Source organism: Streptomyces sp. NBC_00096, assembly GCF_045041305.1.
Lineage (GTDB): Bacteria > Actinomycetota > Actinomycetes > Streptomycetales > Streptomycetaceae > Streptomyces.
The window spans coordinates 3552190-3574834 of sequence record NZ_CP108221.1 but is presented as its reverse complement, the minus strand read 5'-3'; the positions used below and the strand labels follow the sequence as shown (position 1 = coordinate 3574834).

The window sequence follows — 22645 nt, the reverse complement described above, 5'->3', positions numbered from 1 at the left end:
GGGCCGGCTGTACTCCCCGGGGCCGCACCGGGCCGGGCCCCGCACCGGGCCGCACCGGGCCGCGCCGGGCCGCACCGGGCCGCGCCGCACCGCGCCGGGCCGCACCGGGCCGCGCCGGGCCGCACCGGGCCGCGCCGCACCGCGCCGGGCCGCACCGGACCGGAGCGCACCGCACCGCGCCGCACCGGGCCGCACCGGGCCGCGCCGGGCCGCACCGGGCCGCGCCGCACCGCGCCGGGCCGCGCCGCACCGCGCCGCACCAGTTGTACTCCCCGGGCAGTCCGACCCGTGCGCGCCGCCGCAGGCCACCCCGCCACCCACCGCACGACACCGCGTCCGCCCGCACTATTGTCGACCCCCGGCGAGTCCCAGGGGGAGGACCAACCAGTCATGGAACAGCTGCATCCACGGGACCCACAGCACATCGGCCCCTACCACCTGCTGGCCCGCCTCGGCGCAGGCGGCATGGGCCAGGTCTACCTCGCCCGGCGCGACCCCGGGGGCGCGAGCCCGACCGCGAGTCCCGCCGCGCACCCCGCCGCCGGTGCCACCACCGGGGCCGCGGCCGTGAAGCTGATCCACCCCCACCTCGCCGCCGACCCCGGCTTCCGCACCCGGTTCCGCCGCGAGGTCGCCGCCGCACGCCTCGTCGGCGGAGCCCGGACCGCACCCGTCCTCGACGCCGATCCCGACGCGGACATCCCCTGGCTGGCCACCGCCTACATCGCCGGGCCGAGCCTGCGCCAAGCCGTGGCGCGCGACTTCGGCCCGCTGCCGGCCGGCTCGGTACGGGCCCTGGCCGAGGGGCTCGCGTACGCCCTCCAGGACATCCACCGCGCCGGACTCGTCCACCGGGACCTGAAACCCGGCAACATCCTGCTCACCCTCGACGGCCCCCGCGTCATCGACTTCGGCATCGCCCGGGCCCTGGAGACCACCGACGGCCCCGCCCTCACCCAGACCGGCGAACTGCTCGGCTCCCCCGGCTTCCTCGCCCCCGAGCAGATCCACGGCGCGGCCCTGACCCCGGCCTGCGACGTGTTCGGCCTCGGCGCGGTACTCGCCTACGCCGCCACCGGCCGGCTGCCGTTCGGGGACCCGGAACAGCCCGGAGGCATCGCGGCGCTCCTGCTGCGCATAACCGAAGCGGAACCGGACCTGGCCGGCGTACCGCCCGAACTGCGCGACCTCGTACGGGACTGCCTGCGCAAGGAACCCGCCGCCCGGCCGTCGCCCGCCGAGGTGCTCGCGCGGGTCGCCGCGGAGCGAGCTCCGGTACCGGATCCGTGGCTGCCGGCACCGTTGCTCGCGCGGCTCGGGCTGCACGCCGTAGCCCTCCTGGACCGCGAGGACGCCGGACCGGACCGGGCGGCGCCGACCCCACCCCGTGCGGGGGAACCGGAACCATCGGCGGCGACAGCGACACGCTGGCCCTCGGCTGGCACCCCGTCCCCGTCCTCTTCCCGCTCGTCCTCTCCCTCCGGTTCCGCTGTTCCCTCCGCCTCCTCCGCCTCCGCCTCCGCCTCCGCCTCCGCCTCCAGCGTCTTCCTCGTCTCCATCGCCCTGGTCGTCGCCGTTGCGGCGGGCGGCACCGTGTACGCCTTCATGACCGGCGACGACCAGCCCCTCTCCGCCCCGGGCGCCCCACCCGCCACAGGAGCCACGGCCTCGAGCCCCGCTTCCATCCCCCCGCCCGCCGTCCTGCCCGCGGCCTACGCCGGCACCTGGCGCGCCACCTCCGGAGGCCAGAGCTGGCGGCTGACCCTCACCCCCGGCGGGGCCGGCACCCCTGTGATGTCCCTGACCGTCCAGGCCCCCGGCATCGCCTGCGCCTGGAGCGCACCGCTGGACTCCGCCGCCGGCGCCCCCGCCGGAGCGGGCACCGTCGGGCTCGCCCCCTCCACCGTCACCTCCGGAGCCGCACCCACCTGCACACCGGGCGGCCGCAGCACGCTGCGCCTGCTTCCCGACGGGAGTCTGGTGCGGGAGCTCGCCGACAGCCCCAGCGCACCGCTCACGTACCACCGTCAATAATCATTTCGATGTCAATAAGCCTGCGGGCAAAGGTTGTTGCATCCACGAAACCCATCGCACACTGCGGCACATGGAGCCGTTGAAGGTAGTGGCACGACTGTGGGAGCGGATCGAAGCACGCGACTGGGACGGAGTGGCCCTGCTGATCGCCGAGGACGCGGTGATCGAATGGCCCGTGAGCAGCGAACGCATCGTCGGTCGCGCCAACTTCATCGCCGTCATCAGCGATGACGACTACGCGGACGAGAGACCGGTGCACGTGCTGCGGATCCTCGCGGACGGCGATCTCGTCGTCACCGAGGTGGAGATACCTCAGGACCATGTCGTCTACCGTGCGGTCTCCCTGTGGACCGTGCGGGACGGGGAGATCGTGGGCGCGCGGGAGTACTGGACCAGCCCCGGTCAGGACCCGGCGCCCCGCTGGCGCGCGGGCTTCGTGGAACCGCTCGTCGAACCGCTCGTCGAACCGCTGGCGGCGGACTGAGCGGGGACGGGGCCGGGCCTGATCTGAGCCCTGGGGTCGGGCCCAACTGCCCTTGTACCGGCCCTGAGTAATCCCTGTCATACCTGAGAGCTACTTGCGAAGACGGCTCTCCAGCGGGACGCCGACCAGGGCTCTCGATTCCTAACTTCGTGACCAGAGAAGAACGCAGCACCGCCCCTCTGGCACGAACGAAGGAACGGACCCATGACCCGCCGCCCCACCGCACGTCCCGCCGGCCGCAGCAGCGGCCGTCTGCGCCGCACGCTGCTGGCCGGGCTCGTCGCCGCGGCCGTGGTGTTCCCCGTTTCCGCCGCCGCGTCGCCGGCGGTCCCGGCCCCGGCTCCCGCGGTCCTGTCCGAGACCGCGGCCCTTCCCGCCCGGTACGCCGCCAACCTCGCCAATCTCGGCGAGGCCGCCCGCACGGCCCAGGAGGCCGGCCGTGGTGGTCGCGCCGCGAAGCTCCGGGCGATGGAGGCGGGCGGTGAGGCCCGGTTCCTCGTCTTCGACGGGCGGGGCAAGGGTCGCGCGATAGAGGTGTTCGGCGATCTGGAGAGCGCCGACCGGGTCGCGGTCCTGGTTCCCGGGTCGGACACGACGCTGGACACCTACCAGAGGTTCCGTGCCGGGGCCGTCGCCCTTCAGCAGCGCCTCCAGGCCGGGCACCTCCGCTCCGCCGTGGTCGCCTGGCTCGGGTACGACACCCCCGGCACGGTCAGCCCGACCGTGCTGACGACCGGCCGCGCCGACCGGGCCGCCGCCGAACTCGGTCCCTTCCTCGGCCGTTTGGAGCGGATGGCGGCTCCGGGCGCCCGGCTCTCGCTGCTCTGCCACTCCTACGGATCCGTGGTCTGCGCCCGCACCGCCACCGGCCCCGGGGTCACCGACATCGCGCTGTTCGGCAGCCCGGGCACGGGGGCCGACTCCGCCGCCGGTCTGCCGACCCGGGCCCGGGTCTGGGCCGGCCGGGGCGCCGACGACTGGATCGCGAACGTCCCGCACGTCAGCTTCGCGGGGCTCGGCTTCGGCGCTGATCCCGTGGACCCGGCCTTCGGGGCCCTGCCCTTCGCGGCCGGCTCCGGCGGGCACAGCGACTACCTCAAGCCGGGCACCGAGTCCCTGGACAGCCTGGCCGGGATCGTCCTCAGCGCCTCCCCGACGGCACGGCCCGTCGCGGCCGCCTCAACCGCGCTGCTCTCCTCTCCCCTCTCCTCTCCCCTCGCCCCGCCTCTCGCCCCGACCTCCGCACCGTCCCTCGCGCCGACCTCCACACCGTCCCTCGCGCCGACTTCGGCTTCGTTCCCCGCCCCGTCCGCCGTCACCGCTCCGGAGGCCTCCCGTGCGCTTGCGTGAACTGCACTCCCGCTGGTCCGTTCTCGCGGACCGCATCGACTCCGGGACCCCCGCCCACCGGGACCGGGCCGTGGACGCCCTGCGGGCCCTCGCCATCCTCGGCGTGGTGCTGGGGCACTGGCTGGTCACCGCGCTCACCCTCGTCGACGGCGGCCTGCGGACCACCAGCCCGCTGGCCCACATGAGCGGACTGGCCCCGGTCTCCTGGGTGTTCCAGACCCTCGCCGTCTTCTTCCTCGTCGGCGGCCACGTCGCAGCGCAGGGGTACGAGTCGGCGCGCGGCCGGGGAGTCCCGTACGGGCAGTGGGTCGGGCAGCGGCTGGGCAGGCTGTTCCGGCCGGTCGCCGCCGTCCTCGTCCTCTGGAGCGTCGCGGCCGGCGGGATGCTGCTCGGCGGAGTGGGGACGGACACCATCCACACCCTGCTCAAACTGGTCCTCTCCCCGCTCTGGTTCCTGCTGGTCTTCGCGGCGCTCACCGCCGCGACCCCGCTCGTGGCCCGGCTGAGCCCCCTGTGGCCGCTGGCCGTGGTGGCCGTCGTCGACGTCTGGCGCTTCGGACCGGGCGGGCCCGAGTGGATCGGCTGGGTCAATGTGGCCGCCGGCTGGCTGGTCCCGTACACCCTGGGCGCCGCTTGCTCCCGGGGCGCCTTCGCCCGCCGCACCCCGGCCGCGCTGCTGCTCGGCGGCGGGATCGTGGCCACGGCCGCGCTGATCCTCTGGGGCGGGTATCCCGCGTCCATGGTCGGCGTCCCCGGGGCGGCGGTATCGAACCTGAACCCGCCGACGCTGGCCGCCGTCACGTTCGGCCTGGCCCAGTGCGGGCTGGCCCTGCTCGTGCGGGATCCGCTGGCCCGGGTGATGCGCCGGCCGCGGGCCTGGGCGAAGGTGGCCCTGGTGAACCTGTCCGCCATGACGATCTTCCTGTGGCACCAGACGGCGATGATGGCCGTCACCGCCCTGGGCCTGCTGGTCTCCACCGATCTCCCCGGGCTGCACACCATGCCCTCCTCCCCGCAGTGGATAGCCGTCCGGCTGCTCTGGCTCCCGGTGTTCGCGGCCGCCCTGACGGTCTGCTGGACGGCCTTCCGCACCTACGAGCACGGTGGTGCGCGATCCAAGAGCCGTGCCCTGCGCGGGACTTCCAGGACGCCGGTCACCCCGTCCAGGATCGTCGCCTCGTCCGTCCCGGCCGTGGGCAGGACCGTCCCCGCCGCCGCCACCGGCCCGGTGGCGCGCACCGGGGAGACCGTCCGTGCCTAGGCTGGGCGACGTGAACGAGCAGAGCGATCCCACGACACCGGTGCCGGGACCGGCACCGGTCCCGACGGCGGCTGAATCCGTGGCCGGAGAGGCCGCCCGCGGCCCCCGCGGCAGGACCTCGGCGTCGGTGCGGGGCGTGGTCCGGGACCTGCTCGACCTGAGGTCCGATCCGCTCCCGAAGATGTCGCGGCCGCGCTGGCTGGCCTGGCTCCCGCACGTGGTGCTCGTCTATCTGGCGGTGTCACTCCGCTTCCTCACCGTGGACCAGCTCCACAACCACTACGGCCTCAACGGCACCCCGGTGCAGTGGCTGTCGCTCCTGGTCGGCGTGTCCATCGTGGTTGCCGTGCGGTGGCCGATGGCCGGGTTCTGGCTCGGCCTGACCGCGGCGGGCCTGATCGCCTGGGCGATCCACGACCACGTCGGACAGGGACAGACCTGGCCCTGGCTGCCCGCCGGGATATTCGGCTTCGCGCCGGTGCTGCTGCTGGTGGCCCTGCGGGTGCGGCCCCCGGTGACCATCGGGGCGGTCTTCGTGGCGATCGCCTTCACCGGGCTGGCCGAGGGGTTCTTCAAGCCCGAGCACAGCGGGACCAGCGCCCCCGGGGCCATCCTCCTCTTCGGCTTCACCGGTCTCCTCGGGTACGCCCTGCGGGCGACGCGACTGGCCCGTACCAAGCTCGTCGAGCAGGAGACCCTCACCGAGGAGGAGCGCGCCCGGCGCACGCTGCTGGAGGAGCGCAGCCGGATCGCCCGTGAGCTTCACGACGTCGTTGCGCACCACATGTCGGTGATCTCCATCCAGGCGCAGGTGGCCCCCTATCTCGTGGAGAACCCGTCGGAGGAGCTCAAGGAGAATCTGGCGGGCATCCGGGCGAATGCCGTGGAGGCCCTGACGGAGCTGCGCCGCGTGCTGGGGGTGCTGCGTTCCGAGCACGGGGACGAGTCCGCCGATCTGCATCATCCGCAGCCCACCCTGGCCGAGTTGGGTGGCCTCGTGGACAACGTGCGGGCGGCCGGGCTCGAGGTCACCACCGAGATCGCGGGCATCCGCCGGCCGCTGTCCCCCGGTGTGGAGCTCACCGCGTACCGGATCGTTCAGGAGGCGCTGAGCAACTGCCTCCGGCACGCGCCCGGCGCCCGCGTGGAGGTCGGGATCGCCTACGGCCCCCGCGAACTGCACCTGTGCGTCGCCAACAGCGCGCCCACCCGGGCGGTCCCGCCGAGCATCGGGGCGGGGCACGGGCTGCTCGGGATGCGGGAGCGGGCGGGCATGCTGGGGGGCGAGCTGGCCGCCGGTCCGCGCCCCGGCGGGGGGTACGAGGTGAGCGCCGTCCTGCCGATGGATCCGGTGGCCCCGAGCGGCGTCGTCCCGGCCGAGACGAAGGAGAAGGACGTATGACCGCCCCGATCAAGGTGATGATCGCCGATGACCAGATGATGGTCCGGCAGGGCTTCACGGTGCTCCTCAACGCCCAGCCCGACATCGAGGTCGTCGGCCAGGCCGTCGACGGTGCCGAGGCCGTGGCGAAGGTCGCCGAACTGGCGCCGGACGTGGTCCTGATGGACATCCGCATGCCCGGGATGGGCGGCATCGAGGCCACCTCCCTCATTACGGGCGCCCCGGGTTCCGCGGTGAAGGTGCTGGTGCTGACCGACGCGAAGGTGCTGGTCCTGACGACCTTCGACCTCGACGAGTACGTGTACCAGGCGCTGCGGGCCGGGGCGTCCGGGTTCCTCCTCAAGGATGCGTCCGCCCGTCAACTGGCCGACGGGGTGCGGGTGGTGGCTGCCGGGGAAGCACTGCTGGCCCCTTCGGTGACCAAGCGGCTCATCACGGAGTTCTCCAAGCTGTCGGAGACCCGCACGCAGGTGGGGTCCGCGGGGATCTCGGAGCTGACGGAGCGTGAGACCGAAGTGCTGGTGCTGATCGCGCAGGGGCTGTCCAACGCGGAGATAGCGGACCGTCTGATCATCGCCGAGTCCACCATCAAGACCCATGTGAGCCGGATCCTGGTGAAGCTGGGCCTGAGGGACCGCACGCAGGCGGCGGTGTTCGCGTACGAGGCCCGGTTGGTGACCCCGGGGCAGTGAGGTCCGAAAAGTTGTCCACAGCTGTGGACAACTTTTCGGACGGGCGGCGCACAGGGTGTTTCGGAGCTCAGGCCGGGAGGTCGCGGCGACGCAGGGCGGTCAGGGCGGCGGTTAGGAGCGCCACCGCCAGTGCGGTCAGTGTGAGCAGAGGTGCCCAGGTCAGGGGCTCGGGACCCGGAAGTCTGGGCAGATGGGCGAAGGGCGAGAGGTCGAGCACCGCCCGGGGGAGGTCCAGCGCCGGGCCGATCCAGCCGAGTGCCAGCGCGACCCCGGCCACCGCCCAGCCGGCCACGGCGTACCCGGGGGCCGCGCCGTAGAGGAGTGCGGTGACGGCTCCGATCACCCAGACCGCGGGGAGCTGCGCGAGGCAGCCCCCGACGGTGCCGGCGACTCCCCCGCCGTGGCCGAGGGCCAGGCCCAGGCCGCCCAGCAGCAGGATCAGCGCCGACCCGCCGAAGGCGACGGCCAGATGGCCCGCGGCCCAGCGCAGGCGGCCGACGGCGTGCGCCAGGACCGGCTCCGCGCGCTGTCCCGACTCCTCGGCGCCCAGGCGCAGTACCGCCGAGACGATGTACAGGGCCGCGACCAGCCCGAGCATCCCGGCCATCGTCGCCAGGAAGGCGTCGGTGAGTCCGGCCCCTCCGCCCGTGCCGCCCATCCGTTCGATGATCTCCCGGGTCTTGGCGTTGTCGCCGACCAGTTCGGTGGCGCCGTCCGCCATCCCGCCGAACACCGCGCCGGCCAGCAGGAATCCGAGGCTCCAGCCGAGCAGCCCGCCCCGCTGGAGCCGCCACGCCAGCGCCCCGGCGGAGGCGAGCCGCCCCTGGGCCGGGCCCGGCCGGACCGCCAGGAAGCTCATGCCGAGGTCGCGCCGGCCGGCGAGCGCGTAGGCCCCGGCCGTCTGGGCGGCGAAGGCCGCCGCGAACAGGGCGAGCACCCACCAGCGTTCGGCCGCGAAGGCCCGTAGGTGTTCCAGCCAGCCCAGCGGCGAGACCCAGGTCAGCGCCGACGAACCGGCCTCGGAGCCCGCGTCACCCGCCGCGCGCAGGACGAAGGCCGCGCCGATCAGCGCCCCCGCGAGCCCCTTCGCCAGCCGGGCGCTCCCGGTGAGCTGCGCCGTGACCGCCGCCGCCGACGCGAAGAGCATTCCGGTGGCGCCGATGCCGAGGCCGAATGCGAGCGCGCCGCCCGCCCCCCGCCCGGCGAGCCCGGCCGTGACGAGGAGGGCGAGGAGGGCGTTGGCGACGAGGGCCGCCAGCAGGGCCGCCGTCAGCGGGGCGCGGCGCCCCACCATCGCCGCCGACAGCAGCTCCTGACGGCCGTTCTCCTCTTCCTCGCGGGTGTGCCGGACCACGAGGATCAGGCTCATGACCCCCGCGAGCAGCCCCGCGAAGACCCCGCCCCTCCAGGCGGTCAGCGCGCCGACCGAGTCACCGAAGGCGGGTCCGTAGAGGGCTCGGAGCGAGCCGTTGGAGCTCATGGTGGCGAGCAGCCGGGCCCGTTCGGCCCCGGTCGCGTACACCGATTCGAGCGAGGCGGGCAGGGCGAGCACGATCGAGGCCACGCCCAGGACCCAGACCGGCATCATGACCCGGTCGCGGCGCAGGGCGAGCCGCAGCAGGGCCGCGGTTCCGGCCAGTTGACGGCTCCCGCTCCGGCGGCTCGTCATCGCAGCGCACCCGCCTTCGTGTCCTCGGCGTAGTGGCGCAGGAAGAGCTCTTCCAGGGTCGGCGGGGCCGCCGTCAGGGACCGCACGCCCGAAGCGGCCAGCGACCGCAGTACGGCGTCCAGTTTGTCCGTGTCGGCCTGGAGGCGGATCCGGTCCCCCCGCACCTCCAGGCCGTGGACGCCCGGCAGGTCCGCGAGTGCGCCGGGCGGTCCGGCGAGCTCGGCGCTGATCGACGTACGCGTGAGGTGGCGCAGTTCGGCGAGGCTGCCGGTCTCGACCGTGCGGCCGGCCCGGATGATGCTGACCCGGTCGCAGAGGGTCTCGACCTCGCTGAGGATGTGCGAGCTGAGCAGGATGGTGCACCCGGCGGCGCGGGCCTCGGCGACGCAGCCCCGGAAGACCTCCTCCATCAGCGGGTCCAGGCCGGAGGTGGGCTCGTCGAGGATGAGCAGTTCGGCTTCGGCGGCGAAGGCGGCGACGAGGGCGACCTTCTGCCGGTTGCCCTTGGAGTAGGTGCGCCCCTTCTTGGTCGGGTCGAGTTCGAAGCGCTCGATCAGCTGCGCGCGGCGCGCCCGGTCCGGACCGCCGGTGCGGCCGCCCCGGCCGCCGCGCAGTCGCCCGTAGAGGTCGATGACCTCGCCGCCGGAGAGGTTGCGCCAGAGGGTGACGTCCCCGGGGACGTAGGCGATGCGGCGGTGGAGTTCCACGGCATCGGCCCACGGGTCGCCGCCGAGCAGCGCGGCGGTGCCGGAGTCGGCGCGCAGCAGTCCGAGCAGGACCCGGATCGCGGTGGACTTGCCGGCGCCGTTGGGGCCGAGGAAGCCGTGGACCTCTCCGGTGGTGACGGAGAGGTCGAGTCCGTCCAGTGCGCGGGTGCGGCCGAACGCCTTGTGGAGTCCGGCGACGCTGATTGCCTTCGTCATGCTTCCGAACGTACGCTTCTTTCATAATTTTGTGAAGGTCGGAAATCACGTAAAGTCGGGAGGGTGGCGGACGACGTGAACAACGACGAGAACGACGAGAACGACGTGGAAGTACGACGGGACGAGCAGGCGGTCTCCCGCTTCGTCGAGCGGTTCGCCGCGCAGCTGACCGAGGCCGGGATGCAGCGGATGGCGGCGCGCGTCTTCGCGCAGCTGCTCGCGAGCGACGGCGGCGCGATGACCTCGGCGGAACTGGCCGAAGCCCTGCAGATCAGCCCGGCTGCGGTGTCGGGGGCCGTGTCGTACCTGGCCCAGGTCAACATGGTCAGCCGGGAGCGCGAGCCGGGCTCCCGGCGCGACCGCTACGTCCTGCACAACGAGCTCTGGTACGAGACCTTCACCCGCCGGGACCAGATCCTGACCCTCTGGGAGAAGACCCTGCGCGAGGGCGCGGCCGGCCTGGGCCCCGAGACCCCGGCGGGAAGCCGGATCGCCGAGACGGCCGCGTTCTTCGAGTTCATGCAGGCGGAACTGCTGGATCTGATGGACCGCTGGCGCACCCACCGCGCGACCCTGAACCTGCCGTAACCCCTGGCCCGTCACCCGGTCGGGCCAGGGGCACCCCGATGACCGAGTCGATCGCCACCGCCGCGTCCGGGGCCACCCGGATCGGCCGGAATCCGGTCTCCAGCCAGGGCGCGCCCGGGAGGATCCAAACGGTGGGGATCCCGAGGGCGTGCGCGCCCGCCGCACGGAGGAGCCCCGGCGCGGGCTTGTTGTGGCCGGCCGATTCGGAGATCACCCATCCGTGGAGCAGTGCGTCGAGGCCGGTGTGCCGGAGCTTCGCCGCCTGCTGCCCCGTCCGCCCGTTCGGGACGATCACGCTGCGCCAGCCGGCCGCCTCCCGCTCCAGGGCCGCACCGGTGGCGGGCGGAAGCACGACGCGGTCCGCCCCGCCGACGGCCAGGAGGGTCGCCACGGCCTCCTCGGGGAATCGTGCCCCGTACCGCTCGGCCACGGCCCGCGCGATTGCAAGACCAGCGAGCTCGACGCGAGCCACGCCTCCCCCGCGTCCCTCCCGGGCCCGGCTGCGACCTCATCGAGGCGGCCGCCTCCGCCTGAGCGCGCCCCGCCGCCACAGCCTGCGCGCCCGGCCCAGCTCCCGGGCGCGCGGCGCCCACACCACGGCCCCCGGTCCCGGATCCCCGGCCAGCCACACGATCCGCTCCGCCGGAGGGTCCGGGGCGTCCGACTCCGCCGGCGAGGGCGGCAGCGCCGACTGCGGCAGGGCCGGGTCGCTACGGGGCCACGCGCGGGGCGGCACCACCCGCCGCCCCAGCGGCCCCAGGGTCAGCACCCGGGGCGGCCCGGCATCGCCGATGCTGCCACCGCTCCCGGCGCTCCCGCCGCCGCCCAGGACGAGCAGGGGCGGCAGCCCGCGCCCGCGCACCACCTCCACGTCGTACGCGGTCCAGCGCAGCCCCGGATCCCGCAGGAGGCCGCGCACGCGCTGGGCGACGTACAGCTCCCGCAGCGCGACGAGCACCGGCAGGCACAGCAGCCCCATCAGCACGATCTGCAACGGCGCCGGGCGCGTGACCAGCGCCCCGATCAGTGCGGGCCAGCACAGCACCGGCAGCAGGCAGATCAGCAGCGCGTCCTGCCGCCAGTCGCTGAGCGCGTCCCGCACGGCCACCGCGCCGGGCGGCCCGGAGCCCGGCCCGCCCTCCTGCGACCCGCCGCCCTGCGGCCCACCAGCCTTCGGCGCACCGCCCTCCGGCGACCCGCCACCCTGCGGCGCACCACCCTCCGGCCACGAAGCCACGTCGGCGCCTCCCCCGCGTCAGCGTTGCAGCGGCAGTGTCAGCCCCCACGCCGCCGGGCGCAAGGTCCACGTACGACGCCGGACCGGGCCGGTGACGCCGACGTCGGACCGGTAGCGGAAATCCGCCCCGGAGACCGTCACGGTCGCCGCCCGCGCCCGCACGACCGTCCCCGCACCCGTGGCGGTACCCGCACCGGCCGCAGCGCCCGTAGCCGTGGCCGTACCCGTACCCGTACCCGTATCGGCCTCCGCACCCGCACCCAGCCGGACCAGCACGTCAGCCAGCCCGTCGCCCTCCCGGGCCGACACGCGGAGGTCCTCCACAATCCGGTCCACGTCCGCCAGCACCACCCCGTCGGCCTCCACGCGCAGCCGGTACCCGCCGCCCGGGCCCGCCGGGGCCGTCCCGGGCGGGCGGACGAACGTGCGGACCAGCGAGCGGTACGCGCTCCACACCGACGGACCGGCCGGCTGCGGCACGGCCCGTACGGGCGGGGGCGGGATCCCGATCCCGCCCAGGACCACCCCGTCGCTGTCGTCGACCAGCAGGTCCCGCATGCCGACGGCCCCGTCCAGCACCGCCCGCGCGGCCGACACGGCCGACAGCGGTACACCCAGTTGCCGCGCCAGGACCAGCGAGCCCGCCGGCCCCACGGGAATCAGCGAAACGGCACCTCCGGACAGTGCCCGCTCACGGTGCAGCAGCCCGACGGCCCGTACGAGCGCGCGGTCGTCGCCCACGATCACCGGCCGGCGATGACCCCGGCGGGCAAGGGCCCGCGCAAACTCCTCCGGCGAGTCCGGGAGGCAGATTTTCGCTGCCGCTCCCGCTGACAGAACATCTTTCGCGATTCGCACGGACTCGCCGTCAAGACGGCGGGCGACCGGGTCGACGAGCACGAGCAGGCCGCCTACCGGCGCGCCCGCATGGCTCATGGTGGGCTCTGGAGCCGACACCTCGGTCCTTCCTCGGGTAGCATCTTTGTGCAAGAGGCCCTTGCGCTATTGCGCCAGGGCCTTCGTCTATTCCGGGGTACCGGTCCGACGGCTCAGCCTGCGGTGTACATCGTCGTACGCCCCCTGACCTTGGACATGCCCCATCCGGAAGAGGTGTACGCCTGTGCCCGCTCTTGTGCTGCTCGGAGCTCAGTGGGGTGACGAGGGCAAGGGAAAGGCCACCGACCTGCTCGGTGGATCCGTTGACTATGTAGTGCGTTACCAGGGCGGCAACAACGCCGGCCACACGGTCGTCGTGGGCGACCAGAAGTACGCGCTGCACCTTCTCCCTTCCGGCATCCTCTCCCCCGGATGCACCCCGGTCATCGGCAACGGTGTCGTCATCGACCCGGCCGTCCTGCTCTCCGAGCTGCGCGGTCTGAACGAGCGCGGCATCGACACCTCCAAGCTGCTGGTCAGCGGCAACGCGCACGTGATCACGCCGTACAACGTCACCCTCGACAAGGTCGGCGAGCGTTTCCTCGGCAAGCGCAAGATCGGTACGACCGGCCGCGGCATCGGTCCGACCTACGCGGACAAGATCAACCGCGTCGGCATCCGGATCCAGGACCTCTACGACGAGTCGATCCTCACCCAGAAGGTCGAAGCGGCGCTGGAGGGCAAGAACCAGCTCCTCACGAAGCTGTACAACCGCCGCGCGATCGACCCGGCGCAGATCGTCGAGGAGATGCTCCAGTACGCGGAGCAGATCAAGCCGTACGTCGCCGACACCACCCTCATCATCAACAACGCGCTCGACGAGGACAAGGTCGTGCTCTTCGAGGGCGGCCAGGGCACCCTGCTCGACGTCGACCACGGCACGTACCCCTTCGTCACCTCCTCGAACCCGACGGCCGGTGGCGCCTGCACCGGTGCGGGCGTCGGTCCGACGAAGATCAGCCGCGTCATCGGCATCCTGAAGGCCTACACGACCCGCGTCGGCTCCGGCCCGTTCCCGACCGAGCTGTTCGACGCGGACGGCGAGGCCCTGCGCCGCATCGGCGGCGAGCGCGGCGTGACCACCGGCCGTGACCGCCGCTGCGGCTGGTTCGACGCCCCGATCGCGCGCTACGCGACCCGCGTCAACGGCCTGACGGACTTCTTCCTCACCAAGCTGGACGTGCTGACCGGCTGGGAGGAGATCCCGGTCTGCGTCGCGTACGAGATCGACGGCAAGCGCGTCGAGGAGCTCCCGTACTCGCAGACGGACTTCCACCACGCGAAGCCGATCTACGAAAACCTCCCCGGCTGGTCCGAGGACATCACCAAGGCCAAGACCTTCGCGGACCTCCCGAAGAACGCCCAGGCGTACGTCAAGGCCCTGGAGGAGATGTCGGGCGCCCCGATCTCCGCGATCGGCGTCGGCCCCGGCCGCACCGAGACGATCGAGATCAACTCGTTCCTCTAGGCAGTACCGCAGTACCGCAGTACCGCAGTACCGCAGTACCGCAGTACCGCAGTACCGCAGTTCCTCGGCACCTCAGTGCCTCAACACCTCAGTGCCTCAGTCAGGCCGTCCGAAGGGGCTGTGCGCGGGCCGCGCACAGCCCCTTCGGCGTACCCGGAAGGAGACGCCGCCGAGGCGCACCGGCAGCGGGACTGAGGTCCGGGGCTCAGCCCTGCCGGGCGAAGCGGGTGAGGGCCGCGACGTACTGCGCGGGGTGAGTGACGTGCGGGATGTGGCCCGCGCCTTCGAGCCGCTGCCGCCGGGCCCGGGGCAGGGCCGCGGCCAGGTGATCGAGGACGGTCGTCAGCCACGCCGGGCTCTGCGTACCGCCGCTCAGCAGCACCGGGACCGGACACCGGGAGAGCCCCTCCAGGTCCAGCGACGCCCAGTCCGGGTCGGACTGTTCGTCCAGGAAGGTCGGGGCGTTGTGCGCGAACGCCTCGCGGACCCGCCGGGGCAGCCCGTCCCACGTGCCGGGGCCGATGGCGACCTCCTCCACGAACAGTCGCGCGCCCCGCTCGTGTTCGCCCTTGCGCAGGAGGTCGAGCACGGCGTCGATGGAGGCCCGCGCCGCCCCCATTTCCGCCACGGCGGCCGGGTCGCCGGACACGATCGCCATGAGCGGCGGTTCGTGGACCGTCAGGGTGCGCAGGAGCTCCGGGCGGCGGGCGGCCAGCCCCAGCGCGGTGGCCGCGCCGAAGGAGTTGCCCGCCACGTGCGCGGGGGCCGGACCGAGCCGCTCGATCAGGGCCGCCAGATCGTCCTCGTCCTGTCTGCGGGTTCCCGGGGCCGGCCCCGCTCCGCTCCGGCCGTGACCACGGCGGTCGTAGGTCAGCACCCGGAACGAGGCACGCAGGTCCGCCTCGATCACGGGCCGCCAGGAGGTGTGGTCGTTCCAGGAACCGTGCACGAGGACGAGCGGTTCGCCCTCCCCGACGACCTCGTAGTAGAGCTCCGGGCCACCTGCGCGAAGAAAGGGCATGCCCCATCCCTACCAGGCCAGCTGCGCGATCTCCTCCGACACCACGGCGCACGCGTCGGCCGCCGGGTCGATGAGCGGGAAGTGGCCGACCCCGTCCAGCAGGGTCAGGCCCACCGTCTCCCCCGCGTGCGCGGCCGCCGCCACGTACGCCTCGGACACCTCCTCCGGGACCACGATGTCGCTCCGGCCCTGGACCACCGCCGTCGCGATGCCCGTCGGGAGCAGCGCGGCCGGGTCGGCGTACGGGCGCCGTTCCGCGAAGCCGGCCGCCCCGCCCAGCAGTTGTGCCGAAGCGCCCCCGCACACCCCGAGCTCCTCCGCCACGGTGAAGTCCGCGATGGGGGCCAGCGCCACCACCCCGCGCAGCAGCGGCGCGGAGCTCAGCCTCCAGCGGGCCGGGGAGTCGTACGGGAGCACGTGCCGGGCCGCTGCCCACAGTGCGAGGTGGCCGCCCGCGGAGTGGCCGGTCAGCACCGTGCGGCGCGGGTCGGCCTCGGGCAGGCGGTCGGCGGCCAGGTCCGGCAGGGCGTCGAGGGCGGCGGCCACGTCGTCGAAGGTCTCGGGCCAGCGGCCGGCCACGGGGCCCTGCGCGTCCTGGTGCGGCAGGGAACTTCCGCGTCGGTACTCGACATTGGCGACGGCGAAACCCTGGCGGGCCAGGAAGTCCACGAAGGGGGTGATGTGCTGCCGGTCGTACGGGGCGCGCCACGCTCCGCCGTGCAGGACGACCACCAGCGGGGCGGAGCGCGGCAGGCCGGACGCGCGCTCTCCGCGCGGGGCGTAGAAGTCGACGATCTGGTCGGGGTGTTCACCGTAGGCCGCCGTCGTGTCGGGGACGACGGGCGGATGGGAGAAGGCCGAGGCGGCCTCGGCGGCGTCCCGTTCGACTTCGGGGTCCGTCATCGGCTCAACCTCCGGTAACGCATGGGACAGGGGGGACTGGTGTTCCGGTGTTACGGCAGAGCGGGACCGTATCAGTCTGGAACGGGGCCCTCCGTGGCGGGCCGAGGAGATACGGCTGCGGGCGGGGCCGTAGCCCCGCCCGCGCGGTGATGTGACGTTTCGCTACCGGTTCACCCGAAAATGTGACCCAGTGTGCGGGCCGCACGCTCCGCGTCGGCGAAACCGACGTACAGCGGGGTGAACCCGAAGCGCAGGACGTCGGGGGCGCGGTAGTCCCCGATCACCCCGCGCGCGATGAGCTCGCCCATGACCCCGGCGGCGTCCTGCGTGCGCAGCGAGACCTGGCTGGCCCGCTGCCCGTGCGCGATGGGGGTGACCGGCTCGACCTTGCCGGCCGGGACGTACGCCGCCACGCAGTCGAGGAAGAAATCCGTCAGCGCGAGCGACTTCGCGCGGACCGCTTCGACGGACACCCCGTCCCAGGCGTCCAGCGCGGCCTCCAGGGCGAGCAGGGACAGGATGTCGGGGGTACCGACGCGCCCCCTGCGCACGCCCTGCGCGGCCTCGTAGGACGGGGTCATCGCGAACGGGTCCGCGTGCCCGTTCCAGCCCGGCAGCGGGGAGTCGAAGGCGGACTGGTGGCGGGCGGCGATGTACAGGTACGCGGGGGCGCCGGGGCCGCCGTTGAGGTACTTGTACGTACAGCCGACCGCGAGGTCCACGCCGTGCGCGTCGAGGCCCACGGGCAGGGCGCCGGCCGTGTGGCACAGGTCCCAGACGACCACGGCGCCCGCGGCGCGGGCCGCCGCGGTGAGCGCGGGCAGGTCGTGGAGGCGGCCGGTGCGGTAGTCGGCGTGGTTGAGGAGGACCACGGCCGTGTCCGCGGTCATCGCCGCGGCGGCCTCGGTCGGGTCGACCGGGACCACGCGCAGGCCCGTCATGCGGGCCGCCGATTCGGCGATGTAGCCGTCGGTGGGGAAGGTGGCGGCGTCCACGAGCATCTCGGTCCGGCCGGACCCGGCCAGGCGGGCGGCGCCCACCAGTGCCTTGAAGAGGTTGACGCTGGTGGAGTCGCCGACGACGACCTGGCCGGCGGCGGCGCCGACCAGCGGGGCTATCCGGTCGCCCACCCGCTCGGGGGCGTTCCACCAGTTGGCCTCGCCCTCGGTCCAGGACCGGATGAGCCGGGTGCCCCACTGCTCGGTGACGACCTCCGCGAGACGGGCGGCGACCCCCGCAGGGAGCGCGCCGAGGCTGTTGCCGTCGAGGTAGACGACGCCCTCGGGCAGCACGAAGCGTTCGCGGAGCTTGCCGAGCTCGTCGGCGGCGTCGAGCTCGGCGGCCCGCTGCGCCAGGTCCGGCGCGGTCGGCTCAGACATGGCTGCGCGCCGTCCAGAGCTCCGGGAAGACGTTCTTCGTGGCGCGCTTCTCCAGCCAGGCCACGCCCGCCGAACCGCCCGTGCCCGTCTTCGCGCCCATCGCGCGGCGCGTGGCCACCAGGTGGTCGTTGCGCCAGCGCCAGACCAGCTCCGCCACGTCCGTCAGGACCTCGCCGAGCCGGTGCAGGTCCGGATGGGCGTCCGGGCTGGCGTACAGGCCGGTCCAGACGGCCTCGACCTCGGGCGAGGGCTCGTAGCGGCCGGTCAGGTCGCGGTCCAGGACGGAGGAGGGGACGGGCAGGCCGCGCCGGGCGAGGAGGCGCAGGACCTCGTCGTAGAGGCTGGGCTCGTGCAGGGCCTTCTCCAGCTCCGCGTGGACGCGCGGCGCGCCGCGGTGCGGGACCAGCATGGAGGCGGACTTGTCGCCGAGCAGGAACTCCATGCGGCGGTACATCGCCGACTGGAAACCGGAGCCCTCGCCGAGGGCGGCGCGATACGCGTTGAACTGGCCCGGGGTCAGCTGGGCGAGGGGGCGCCAGGAGGCGTTGAGGGCCTCCAGCTCGCGGAGGGAACGTTTCAGCGCATCCATCGCGACGGGGATCCGGTCCTCGCGCAGCGCCTGCGCGGCGGTCTCCCATTCGTGGACGATGACCGTGAACCACAGCTCCATGACCTGGGTGGTGACCAGGAAGACCATCTCGCCCGGGTCTTCCGAGCGCAGGTGCTGGAGGTGGGTGAGGACGTCCGCCTGAACGTAGTCCTCGTAGGGGGTCGTGCCGGCGAAGTCGAGGTTCGGGGTGTCCGAACCGCCGTCTCCGGAGGCATCAAGGGCGTGCGACATCGCTGTCTCCTCGATACGTGCTTCCGGGTAGCGGTCCGCTCCTTCCGTGAGGTGAGTGGAGCTCCGGTCCCCTGTCCGCATCATAAGACCGGCGTGCCGCAGGGCTTCAATAGTCCGTGGCGCACGTCACATTCCGCGACCGGGCGGGGCCCGATGGGGCCCCGCCCGGTCCCGGACCTCACACGTCAGGCGCCGAGGACGTCCGCGGCCGTCTCCGAGGAGTCGCGCAGGAAGGTCGAGCAGCGCTCGAACTCCTCCTTCTCCTCGATCGCACCGGCCGCGCGGGCCAGGGCGTTCAGGGCGCGCAGGAAGCCGCGGTTCGGCTCGTGCTCCCACGGCACCGGGCCGTGGCCCTTCCAGCCCGCACGTCGCAGCGCGTCGAGACCGCGGTGGTAGCCCGTGCGGGCGTACGCGTACGACTCGACCGTGCGGCCGGCCGCGAAGGCCTCGTCGGCGAGGACCGCCCAGGCGAGGGAGGAGGTCGGGTGTGCGGCCGCCACCTCGACGGCGGGGGTGCCGGCGGCGATGGCCGCGATGCCCGGCTCGTCGGGCAGGTGGGTGGGGGCGGGGCCCCCGAGGAGGTTCTGGTGAAGAGACATGCGCACCAGTCTGGGGGATGGAGGACGCGCGAACGACGGAAGGGCCCGGCCCCGCCGTCCGTGGACGGTGGAACCGGGCCCTTCCCGCAAGCTTCGGGGACTACTTGAGCTTGGTGCCCGTGGAACGCAGGTTCGCGCAGGCCTCGGTGACGCGCGCGGCCATGCCGGCCTCGGCGGCCTTGCCCCACGTGCGGGGGTCGTACTTCGACTTGGTGCCGACCTCGCCGTCGACCTTCAGGACCGCGTCGTAGTTGCGGAACATGTGGTCCACGACCGGGCGGGTGAAGGCGTACTGGGTGTCGGTGTCGAGGTTCATCTTCACGACGCCGTTCTCCAGCGCGGTGGCGATCTCCTCGGCCGTGGAGCCCGAGCCGCCGTGGAAGACGAAGTCGAACGGCGAGGACTTGCCGTACTTCTCGCCGACACCGGCCTGGAGGTCCTTGAGGAGCTCGGGGCGCAGGACGACGTTGCCCGGCTTGTAGACGCCGTGCACGTTGCCGAAGGAGGCGGCCAGCAGGTAGCGGCCCTTCTCACCCAGGCCCAGGGCCTCGGCGGTGCGCAGCGCGTCGTCGACGGTGGTGTACAGCTCGTCGTTGATCTCGTGGCTGACGCCGTCCTCCTCGCCACCGGTCGGGGTGATCTCGACCTCGAGGATGATCTTCGCGGCGGCGGCCTTGGCGAGCAGCTCCTGGCCGATGGCCAGGTTGTCGGCCAGGGTCTCGGCGGAGCCGTCCCACATGTGCGACTGGAACAGCGGGTTCAGACCGCGGGCCACGCGCTCGGCGGAGATCTCGAGCAGCGGGCGGACGTAGCCGTCCAGCTTGTCCTTGGGGCAGTGGTCCGTGTGCAGCGCGACGGTGATGTCGTACTTGGCGGCCACGATGTGCGCGAACTCGGCCAGGGCGGCGGCGCCGGTGACCATGTCCTTGTTGTACTGGCCACCCAGGAACTCCGCACCACCGGTGGAGATCTGGATGATGCCGTCGCTCTCGGCCTCCGCGAAGCCGCGCAGTGCAGCGTGCAGAGTCTGGGTCGAGGTCACGTTGATCGCCGGGTAGGCAAACTTGCCTGCCTTCGCCCGGTCGAGCATCTCGTTGTAGACCTCGGGGGTTGCGATGGGCATCTGTCCGCTCCTTGGATGTGCGGGGAGTGTGCTTATTGCGGGCCCTGACCTGGGGGCGACGTTGCCGTCATGCCCATCTTTCCAGACTCCCGGGCACACTCCACCTCAGCGGCGGCGCCGCGCGCACCGAACCGGGTGGAGTGTTTCACGTGAAACACTCCACCCGTCCGGAAAAGCCCAGGTCAGGACCGCCTCAGGGATCTCCGGGGACCTAAGTCACCAGTTGTCCGGGACAGGCCCAGCACAGGCCAGCACAGGCCCAGCACGGGCCCAGGACAGGCCTAGGACAGGCCGAGATCGTTCAGCTGGTAGCCCGTGCGGTAGAGCAGGCCGGCCGCGGCGATGGCGTCGGTCGCGCCGCGGTCGACGATCGTCGCGACGGCGACGACCTCGCCGCCGGCCTCGCGGACCGCCTCGACGGCGGTCAGCGGGGAACCGCCGGTGGTCGAGGTGTCCTCGACCACCAGGCAGCGCTTGCCCTTCACGTCGGTGCCCTCGATGCGGCGCTGCATGCCGTGCGCCTTCTGCGCCTTGCGGACGACGAAGGCGTCCAGGCGCGCGCCGCGCGCGGCGGAAGCGTGCAGCATCGAGGTGGCGACCGGGTCGGCGCCCAGGGTCAGGCCGCCGACGCAGTCGAACTCCAGGTCGGCGGTGAGGTCGAGCATGACCTGGCCGACCAGGGGGGCCGCCTCGCCGTCCAGGGTGATCCGGCGGAGGTCGATGTAGTAGTCGGCCTCACGGCCGGAGGAGAGGACCACCTTGCCGTGCACGACGGCCTTGTCCTTGATCTGCTGCAGAAGCTCATCGCGTACGTCACTCATGGGCATGAGCTTAATTGGGCGCTATCCCAGCCGCCGCCAGCTCCACGTCGTGGAGATCTCCAGCGGGTCCACCGGGGTCACCAGGTGCGGCAGGCTGTTCAGCCCGTTCGGCGGGCCCGACTGCGGCTCCACGCAGACCGCCTCGGGCTCCTCGTCGTAGACGACCACCCATTCGGATCGGCTGGCGACCTTCAGCTCCAGCGCGTCGGGCCACGTCAGGGTGACGTCGACGCCGTACGGCATGCCGAAGCAGTCGTCCCACGGACCGGGCTTGGGCTCGATGCGGTTGCCGGTGGGGAGGTGGTCGGCGCCGCGCTCCTCCTGCCACGCCGCGTCGAAGGCGATGCGCACGTCCTCGCCGCCGTTGCCGAGGTTGCGGTGGAACCAGGGGTGCCAGCCGGCCTGCGCCGGGAAGGAGTCCCCGTACGTCTCGATGCCCATGGTCAGGGTCAGCGCGTTCTCGCCGAGCTCGAAGATCTGGGTGACCAGGCCCTCGTAGGGCCACGGGTCGGCGAGCGGGTACGTGAACGCGGCCTCGGTGTCCGTGGCCCGGGCCGGGCGCCAGGCGGCGTCGCGGCCGAAGCCGTGGATGGCGTGCGGCGGGTGGTTGAGCGGCAGCTGGTGCAGGGTCGCACCGTCCTGGAACTGCCCGTTCCTGGTCCGCCCGCACCAGGGCACCATCGGGAAGGCCCCGTAGTGCTCCCCCTGCCGCAGCAGCTCCGTCCCGTCGATGCGCAGACTGCTGATCCGGCAGCCGTTCTCCTGGTCGATGGTCACCTCGGCGCCGCCGGCGCGCAGTTGCGTACTCATGCGATGACCTTAGCCAGATCGGTGGGGTGGTCAGGGCCGCGCGTGCGGTCGAGGTGTCGCGGGCGGTCCGGATGCTCCGTGGGCCCTCAGCTCCGGCGGCGCAGGGCGCGGCCCAGGAGGACCGCCGAGGCCACGGCCACGGCGGCGGCCGGGGCGATCCAGCGCAGGTTCGGGTTCGAGCCTGCGGAGGTGGGGGCGGGGACGGGGGCGTAGCGGCCGCGCGGGGGCGCGTGGTCGACCTCCTCCGCGCTGCGGCCGATCATCGTGCGGCGGGCGTGGGCGGCTTCGGCGGGCGGGCGCGGGGGGCCCGCGAGGTCCCCGAGCTCGGCCATGCCTTCGAAGCCGCCCTCCAGGAAGGGGTCCAGCGACGGGGGCGGGACTTCGGCGTCGAACACGGACGCGGTGACCTCGGTGAAGTCCGGGCCGGCGGCGGGGTCGGCGTCCGGGTCCACGTCCACATCCGCGTCCAGGCCCGGGTCCAGGTCCACGTCTCCGTCCAGGCCCGGGTCCACGTCCACGTCTCCGTCCGGGCCCGAGCCCGCATCCACGTCTCCGTACACGCCCGGGTCCGCATCCACGTCTCCGTCCGGGCCCGGGTCGTCGAGCGGGGCCGGGGGTGCGCCGGGGGGCGTGGGGGCGTCGTCGACCGCGAGGGCCGCGAGGTGCCCGGCGGCGCGGTCCAGGAGGCGGTGGGCGGCCATGGCGGCCGCTTCCGGATCGAAGGCGGCGGCGCGCCCGTCGGCGGCGGACTCGGCGGTGAACTCCAGCCGGGTGCCGCCGTCCGCCTCGGCCAGCCGCAGGTCGAGGGAGAACTTCACGGTCCCGCTCCCCCGCACCTCCATGCCCTCGCCCGCGAGGACGAACCGGTCGGGGTCCCGCTCGGTGACGGACAGGGCGCCGCGGTAGGTCACGGTGTGCCCCCCGGCCCGCACCTTCAGCCGGCCCGACAGCGGCCCGGCCTCGGTGTCGGCGTCCTGCTGGAGCCCCGGCACGCAGCGCGCCACCCGGGCGGGATCGCGCAGCACGGCGCGGACGTCGGCGGCGGGGACCGGAACGAACACCTGATGCTCCATGCGGTCGAGACTACCGACGCGGCCGTTCCCC

The 22645-nt window shown here is 73.5% G+C and carries 21 protein-coding genes; 8 read left to right on the top strand and 13 right to left on the bottom strand.

The genetic code is table 11. The features are described from left to right. The first annotated feature begins 390 nt into the window (after nucleotides 1–390). The 6 genes from OG904_RS15725 to OG904_RS15700 all read left to right on the top strand — a co-directional run bounded on the left by OG904_RS15725 (nucleotide 391) and on the right by OG904_RS15700 (nucleotide 7223). Nucleotides 391–2034, top strand: coding sequence for a protein kinase domain-containing protein (locus OG904_RS15725; RefSeq protein WP_405491355.1), 1644 nt, complete (start codon nucleotides 391–393; stop codon nucleotides 2032–2034). A 70-nt stretch (nucleotides 2035–2104) separates the two neighbouring features. Beyond that, nucleotides 2105–2518, top strand: coding sequence for a nuclear transport factor 2 family protein (locus OG904_RS15720; RefSeq protein ID WP_405491353.1), 414 nt, complete (start codon nucleotides 2105–2107; stop codon nucleotides 2516–2518). Nucleotides 2519–2722: 204 nt separating this feature from the next. Then, nucleotides 2723–3868, top strand: coding sequence for an alpha/beta hydrolase (locus OG904_RS15715; protein ID WP_405491351.1), 1146 nt, complete (start codon nucleotides 2723–2725; stop codon nucleotides 3866–3868). Then, the gene (locus OG904_RS15710; protein ID WP_405498039.1) at nucleotides 3861–5129 is read left to right on the top strand and encodes an acyltransferase; all 1269 of its coding nucleotides are present in this window, start codon (nucleotides 3861–3863) and stop codon (nucleotides 5127–5129) included. Before OG904_RS15715 ends, OG904_RS15710 begins: the two co-directional genes overlap by 8 nt. A gap of 10 nt (nucleotides 5130–5139) precedes the next feature. Then, nucleotides 5140–6531 (top strand): sensor histidine kinase, encoded by a 1392-nt coding sequence (locus OG904_RS15705; RefSeq protein ID WP_405491349.1) that lies wholly within the window; start codon nucleotides 5140–5142, stop codon nucleotides 6529–6531. Beyond that, on the top strand, nucleotides 6528–7223 hold the full coding sequence (locus OG904_RS15700) for a response regulator (RefSeq protein WP_405491347.1): 696 nt from the start codon (nucleotides 6528–6530) through the stop codon (nucleotides 7221–7223). Before OG904_RS15705 ends, OG904_RS15700 begins: the two co-directional genes overlap by 4 nt. Before the next feature lie 67 nt (nucleotides 7224–7290). Here OG904_RS15700 and OG904_RS15695 read toward each other — a convergent pair whose 3' ends face one another. Both OG904_RS15695 and OG904_RS15690 read right to left on the bottom strand, forming a co-directional pair. After that, the gene (locus tag OG904_RS15695) at nucleotides 7291–8892 is read right to left on the bottom strand and encodes an ABC transporter permease (RefSeq protein WP_405491345.1); all 1602 of its coding nucleotides are present in this window, start codon (nucleotides 8890–8892) and stop codon (nucleotides 7291–7293) included. Beyond that, nucleotides 8889–9815 carry an ATP-binding cassette domain-containing protein gene (locus OG904_RS15690; RefSeq protein WP_405491343.1) on the bottom strand — a complete coding sequence of 309 codons (927 nt, stop codon included), beginning with the start codon at nucleotides 9813–9815 and terminating at the stop codon, nucleotides 8889–8891. The genes OG904_RS15695 and OG904_RS15690 overlap by 4 nt, the downstream gene beginning before the upstream one ends. A 63-nt stretch (nucleotides 9816–9878) precedes the next feature. Between OG904_RS15690 and OG904_RS15685 the strand changes: the two genes are divergently transcribed. Continuing rightward, on the top strand, nucleotides 9879–10403 hold the full coding sequence (locus OG904_RS15685; RefSeq protein ID WP_405491341.1) for a GbsR/MarR family transcriptional regulator: 525 nt from the start codon (nucleotides 9879–9881) through the stop codon (nucleotides 10401–10403). Between the two features lie 508 nt (nucleotides 10404–10911). Here the strand turns inward: OG904_RS15685 and OG904_RS15680 are convergent. Continuing rightward, nucleotides 10912–11640, bottom strand: a complete 729-nt coding sequence (locus OG904_RS15680; RefSeq protein WP_405491339.1) for a hypothetical protein — start codon at nucleotides 11638–11640, stop codon at nucleotides 10912–10914. 18 nt (nucleotides 11641–11658) lie between these two features. Further along, nucleotides 11659–12576, bottom strand: a complete 918-nt coding sequence (locus OG904_RS15675) for a diacylglycerol kinase (RefSeq protein ID WP_405498037.1) — start codon at nucleotides 12574–12576, stop codon at nucleotides 11659–11661. Nucleotides 12577–12760: 184 nt separating this feature from the next. On the opposite strand from OG904_RS15675, the gene OG904_RS15670 reads away from it, so the two are divergent. Beyond that, a complete protein-coding gene (locus OG904_RS15670) occupies nucleotides 12761–14044 on the top strand; it encodes an adenylosuccinate synthase (protein WP_405491337.1) in 1284 nt (427 codons plus the stop codon). Between the two features lie 205 nt (nucleotides 14045–14249). On the opposite strand, the gene OG904_RS15665 is transcribed toward OG904_RS15670, so the two are convergent. The 9 genes from OG904_RS15665 to OG904_RS15625 form a co-directional block, all read right to left on the bottom strand. Beyond that, on the bottom strand, nucleotides 14250–15065 hold the full coding sequence (locus OG904_RS15665) for an alpha/beta fold hydrolase (protein ID WP_405491335.1): 816 nt from the start codon (nucleotides 15063–15065) through the stop codon (nucleotides 14250–14252). A gap of 9 nt (nucleotides 15066–15074) precedes the next feature. Further along, nucleotides 15075–15968 (bottom strand): alpha/beta hydrolase, encoded by an 894-nt coding sequence (locus tag OG904_RS15660; RefSeq protein WP_405491333.1) that lies wholly within the window; start codon nucleotides 15966–15968, stop codon nucleotides 15075–15077. Between the two features lie 170 nt (nucleotides 15969–16138). Beyond that, entirely contained in the window at nucleotides 16139–17347 is a 1209-nt protein-coding gene (gene kynU, locus OG904_RS15655; protein WP_405491331.1) for a kynureninase, read from the bottom strand. Next, on the bottom strand, nucleotides 17340–18188 hold the full coding sequence (locus OG904_RS15650; RefSeq protein ID WP_405491329.1) for a tryptophan 2,3-dioxygenase family protein: 849 nt from the start codon (nucleotides 18186–18188) through the stop codon (nucleotides 17340–17342). The genes kynU and OG904_RS15650 overlap by 8 nt, the downstream gene beginning before the upstream one ends. Before the next feature lie 185 nt (nucleotides 18189–18373). After that, nucleotides 18374–18787: a DUF3151 domain-containing protein gene (locus OG904_RS15645; RefSeq protein WP_405491327.1), complete on the bottom strand. Its 414-nt coding sequence runs from the start codon at nucleotides 18785–18787 to the stop codon at nucleotides 18374–18376. Between the two features lie 100 nt (nucleotides 18788–18887). Beyond that, nucleotides 18888–19910, bottom strand: a complete 1023-nt coding sequence (fbaA, locus tag OG904_RS15640) for a class II fructose-bisphosphate aldolase (protein WP_243330679.1) — start codon at nucleotides 19908–19910, stop codon at nucleotides 18888–18890. A 281-nt stretch (nucleotides 19911–20191) separates the two neighbouring features. Beyond that, nucleotides 20192–20731 (bottom strand): orotate phosphoribosyltransferase, encoded by a 540-nt coding sequence (pyrE, locus tag OG904_RS15635; protein ID WP_405491325.1) that lies wholly within the window; start codon nucleotides 20729–20731, stop codon nucleotides 20192–20194. Between the two features lie 21 nt (nucleotides 20732–20752). After that, the gene (locus tag OG904_RS15630; RefSeq protein ID WP_405491323.1) at nucleotides 20753–21541 is read right to left on the bottom strand and encodes an aldose 1-epimerase; all 789 of its coding nucleotides are present in this window, start codon (nucleotides 21539–21541) and stop codon (nucleotides 20753–20755) included. 86 nt (nucleotides 21542–21627) lie between these two features. Then, nucleotides 21628–22614: an SRPBCC family protein gene (locus OG904_RS15625; RefSeq protein ID WP_405491321.1), complete on the bottom strand. Its 987-nt coding sequence runs from the start codon at nucleotides 22612–22614 to the stop codon at nucleotides 21628–21630. Between the last annotated feature and the right edge of the window lie 31 nt (nucleotides 22615–22645).

Coding starts and splice junctions, on each gene's coding strand:
- OG904_RS15690 (WP_405491343.1), bottom strand. CDS start 9,815: ATGACGAAGGCAATCAGCGTCGCCGGACTCCACAAGGCGTTCGGCCGC.
- OG904_RS15725 (WP_405491355.1), top strand. CDS start 391: ATGGAACAGCTGCATCCACGGGACCCACAGCACATCGGCCCCTACCAC.
- OG904_RS15695 (WP_405491345.1), bottom strand. CDS start 8,892: ATGACGAGCCGCCGGAGCGGGAGCCGTCAACTGGCCGGAACCGCGGCC.
- OG904_RS15660 (WP_405491333.1), bottom strand. CDS start 15,968: ATGACGGACCCCGAAGTCGAACGGGACGCCGCCGAGGCCGCCTCGGCC.
- OG904_RS15715 (WP_405491351.1), top strand. CDS start 2,723: ATGACCCGCCGCCCCACCGCACGTCCCGCCGGCCGCAGCAGCGGCCGT.
- OG904_RS15675 (WP_405498037.1), bottom strand. CDS start 12,576: ATGAGCCATGCGGGCGCGCCGGTAGGCGGCCTGCTCGTGCTCGTCGAC.
- OG904_RS15700 (WP_405491347.1), top strand. CDS start 6,528: ATGACCGCCCCGATCAAGGTGATGATCGCCGATGACCAGATGATGGTC.
- pyrE (WP_405491325.1), bottom strand. CDS start 20,731: ATGAGTGACGTACGCGATGAGCTTCTGCAGCAGATCAAGGACAAGGCC.
- OG904_RS15720 (WP_405491353.1), top strand. CDS start 2,105: ATGGAGCCGTTGAAGGTAGTGGCACGACTGTGGGAGCGGATCGAAGCA.
- OG904_RS15630 (WP_405491323.1), bottom strand. CDS start 21,541: ATGAGTACGCAACTGCGCGCCGGCGGCGCCGAGGTGACCATCGACCAG.
- kynU (WP_405491331.1), bottom strand. CDS start 17,347: ATGTCTGAGCCGACCGCGCCGGACCTGGCGCAGCGGGCCGCCGAGCTC.
- OG904_RS15645 (WP_405491327.1), bottom strand. CDS start 18,787: ATGTCTCTTCACCAGAACCTCCTCGGGGGCCCCGCCCCCACCCACCTG.
- OG904_RS15665 (WP_405491335.1), bottom strand. CDS start 15,065: ATGCCCTTTCTTCGCGCAGGTGGCCCGGAGCTCTACTACGAGGTCGTC.
- OG904_RS15625 (WP_405491321.1), bottom strand. CDS start 22,614: ATGGAGCATCAGGTGTTCGTTCCGGTCCCCGCCGCCGACGTCCGCGCC.
- OG904_RS15650 (WP_405491329.1), bottom strand. CDS start 18,188: ATGTCGCACGCCCTTGATGCCTCCGGAGACGGCGGTTCGGACACCCCG.
- fbaA (WP_243330679.1), bottom strand. CDS start 19,910: ATGCCCATCGCAACCCCCGAGGTCTACAACGAGATGCTCGACCGGGCG.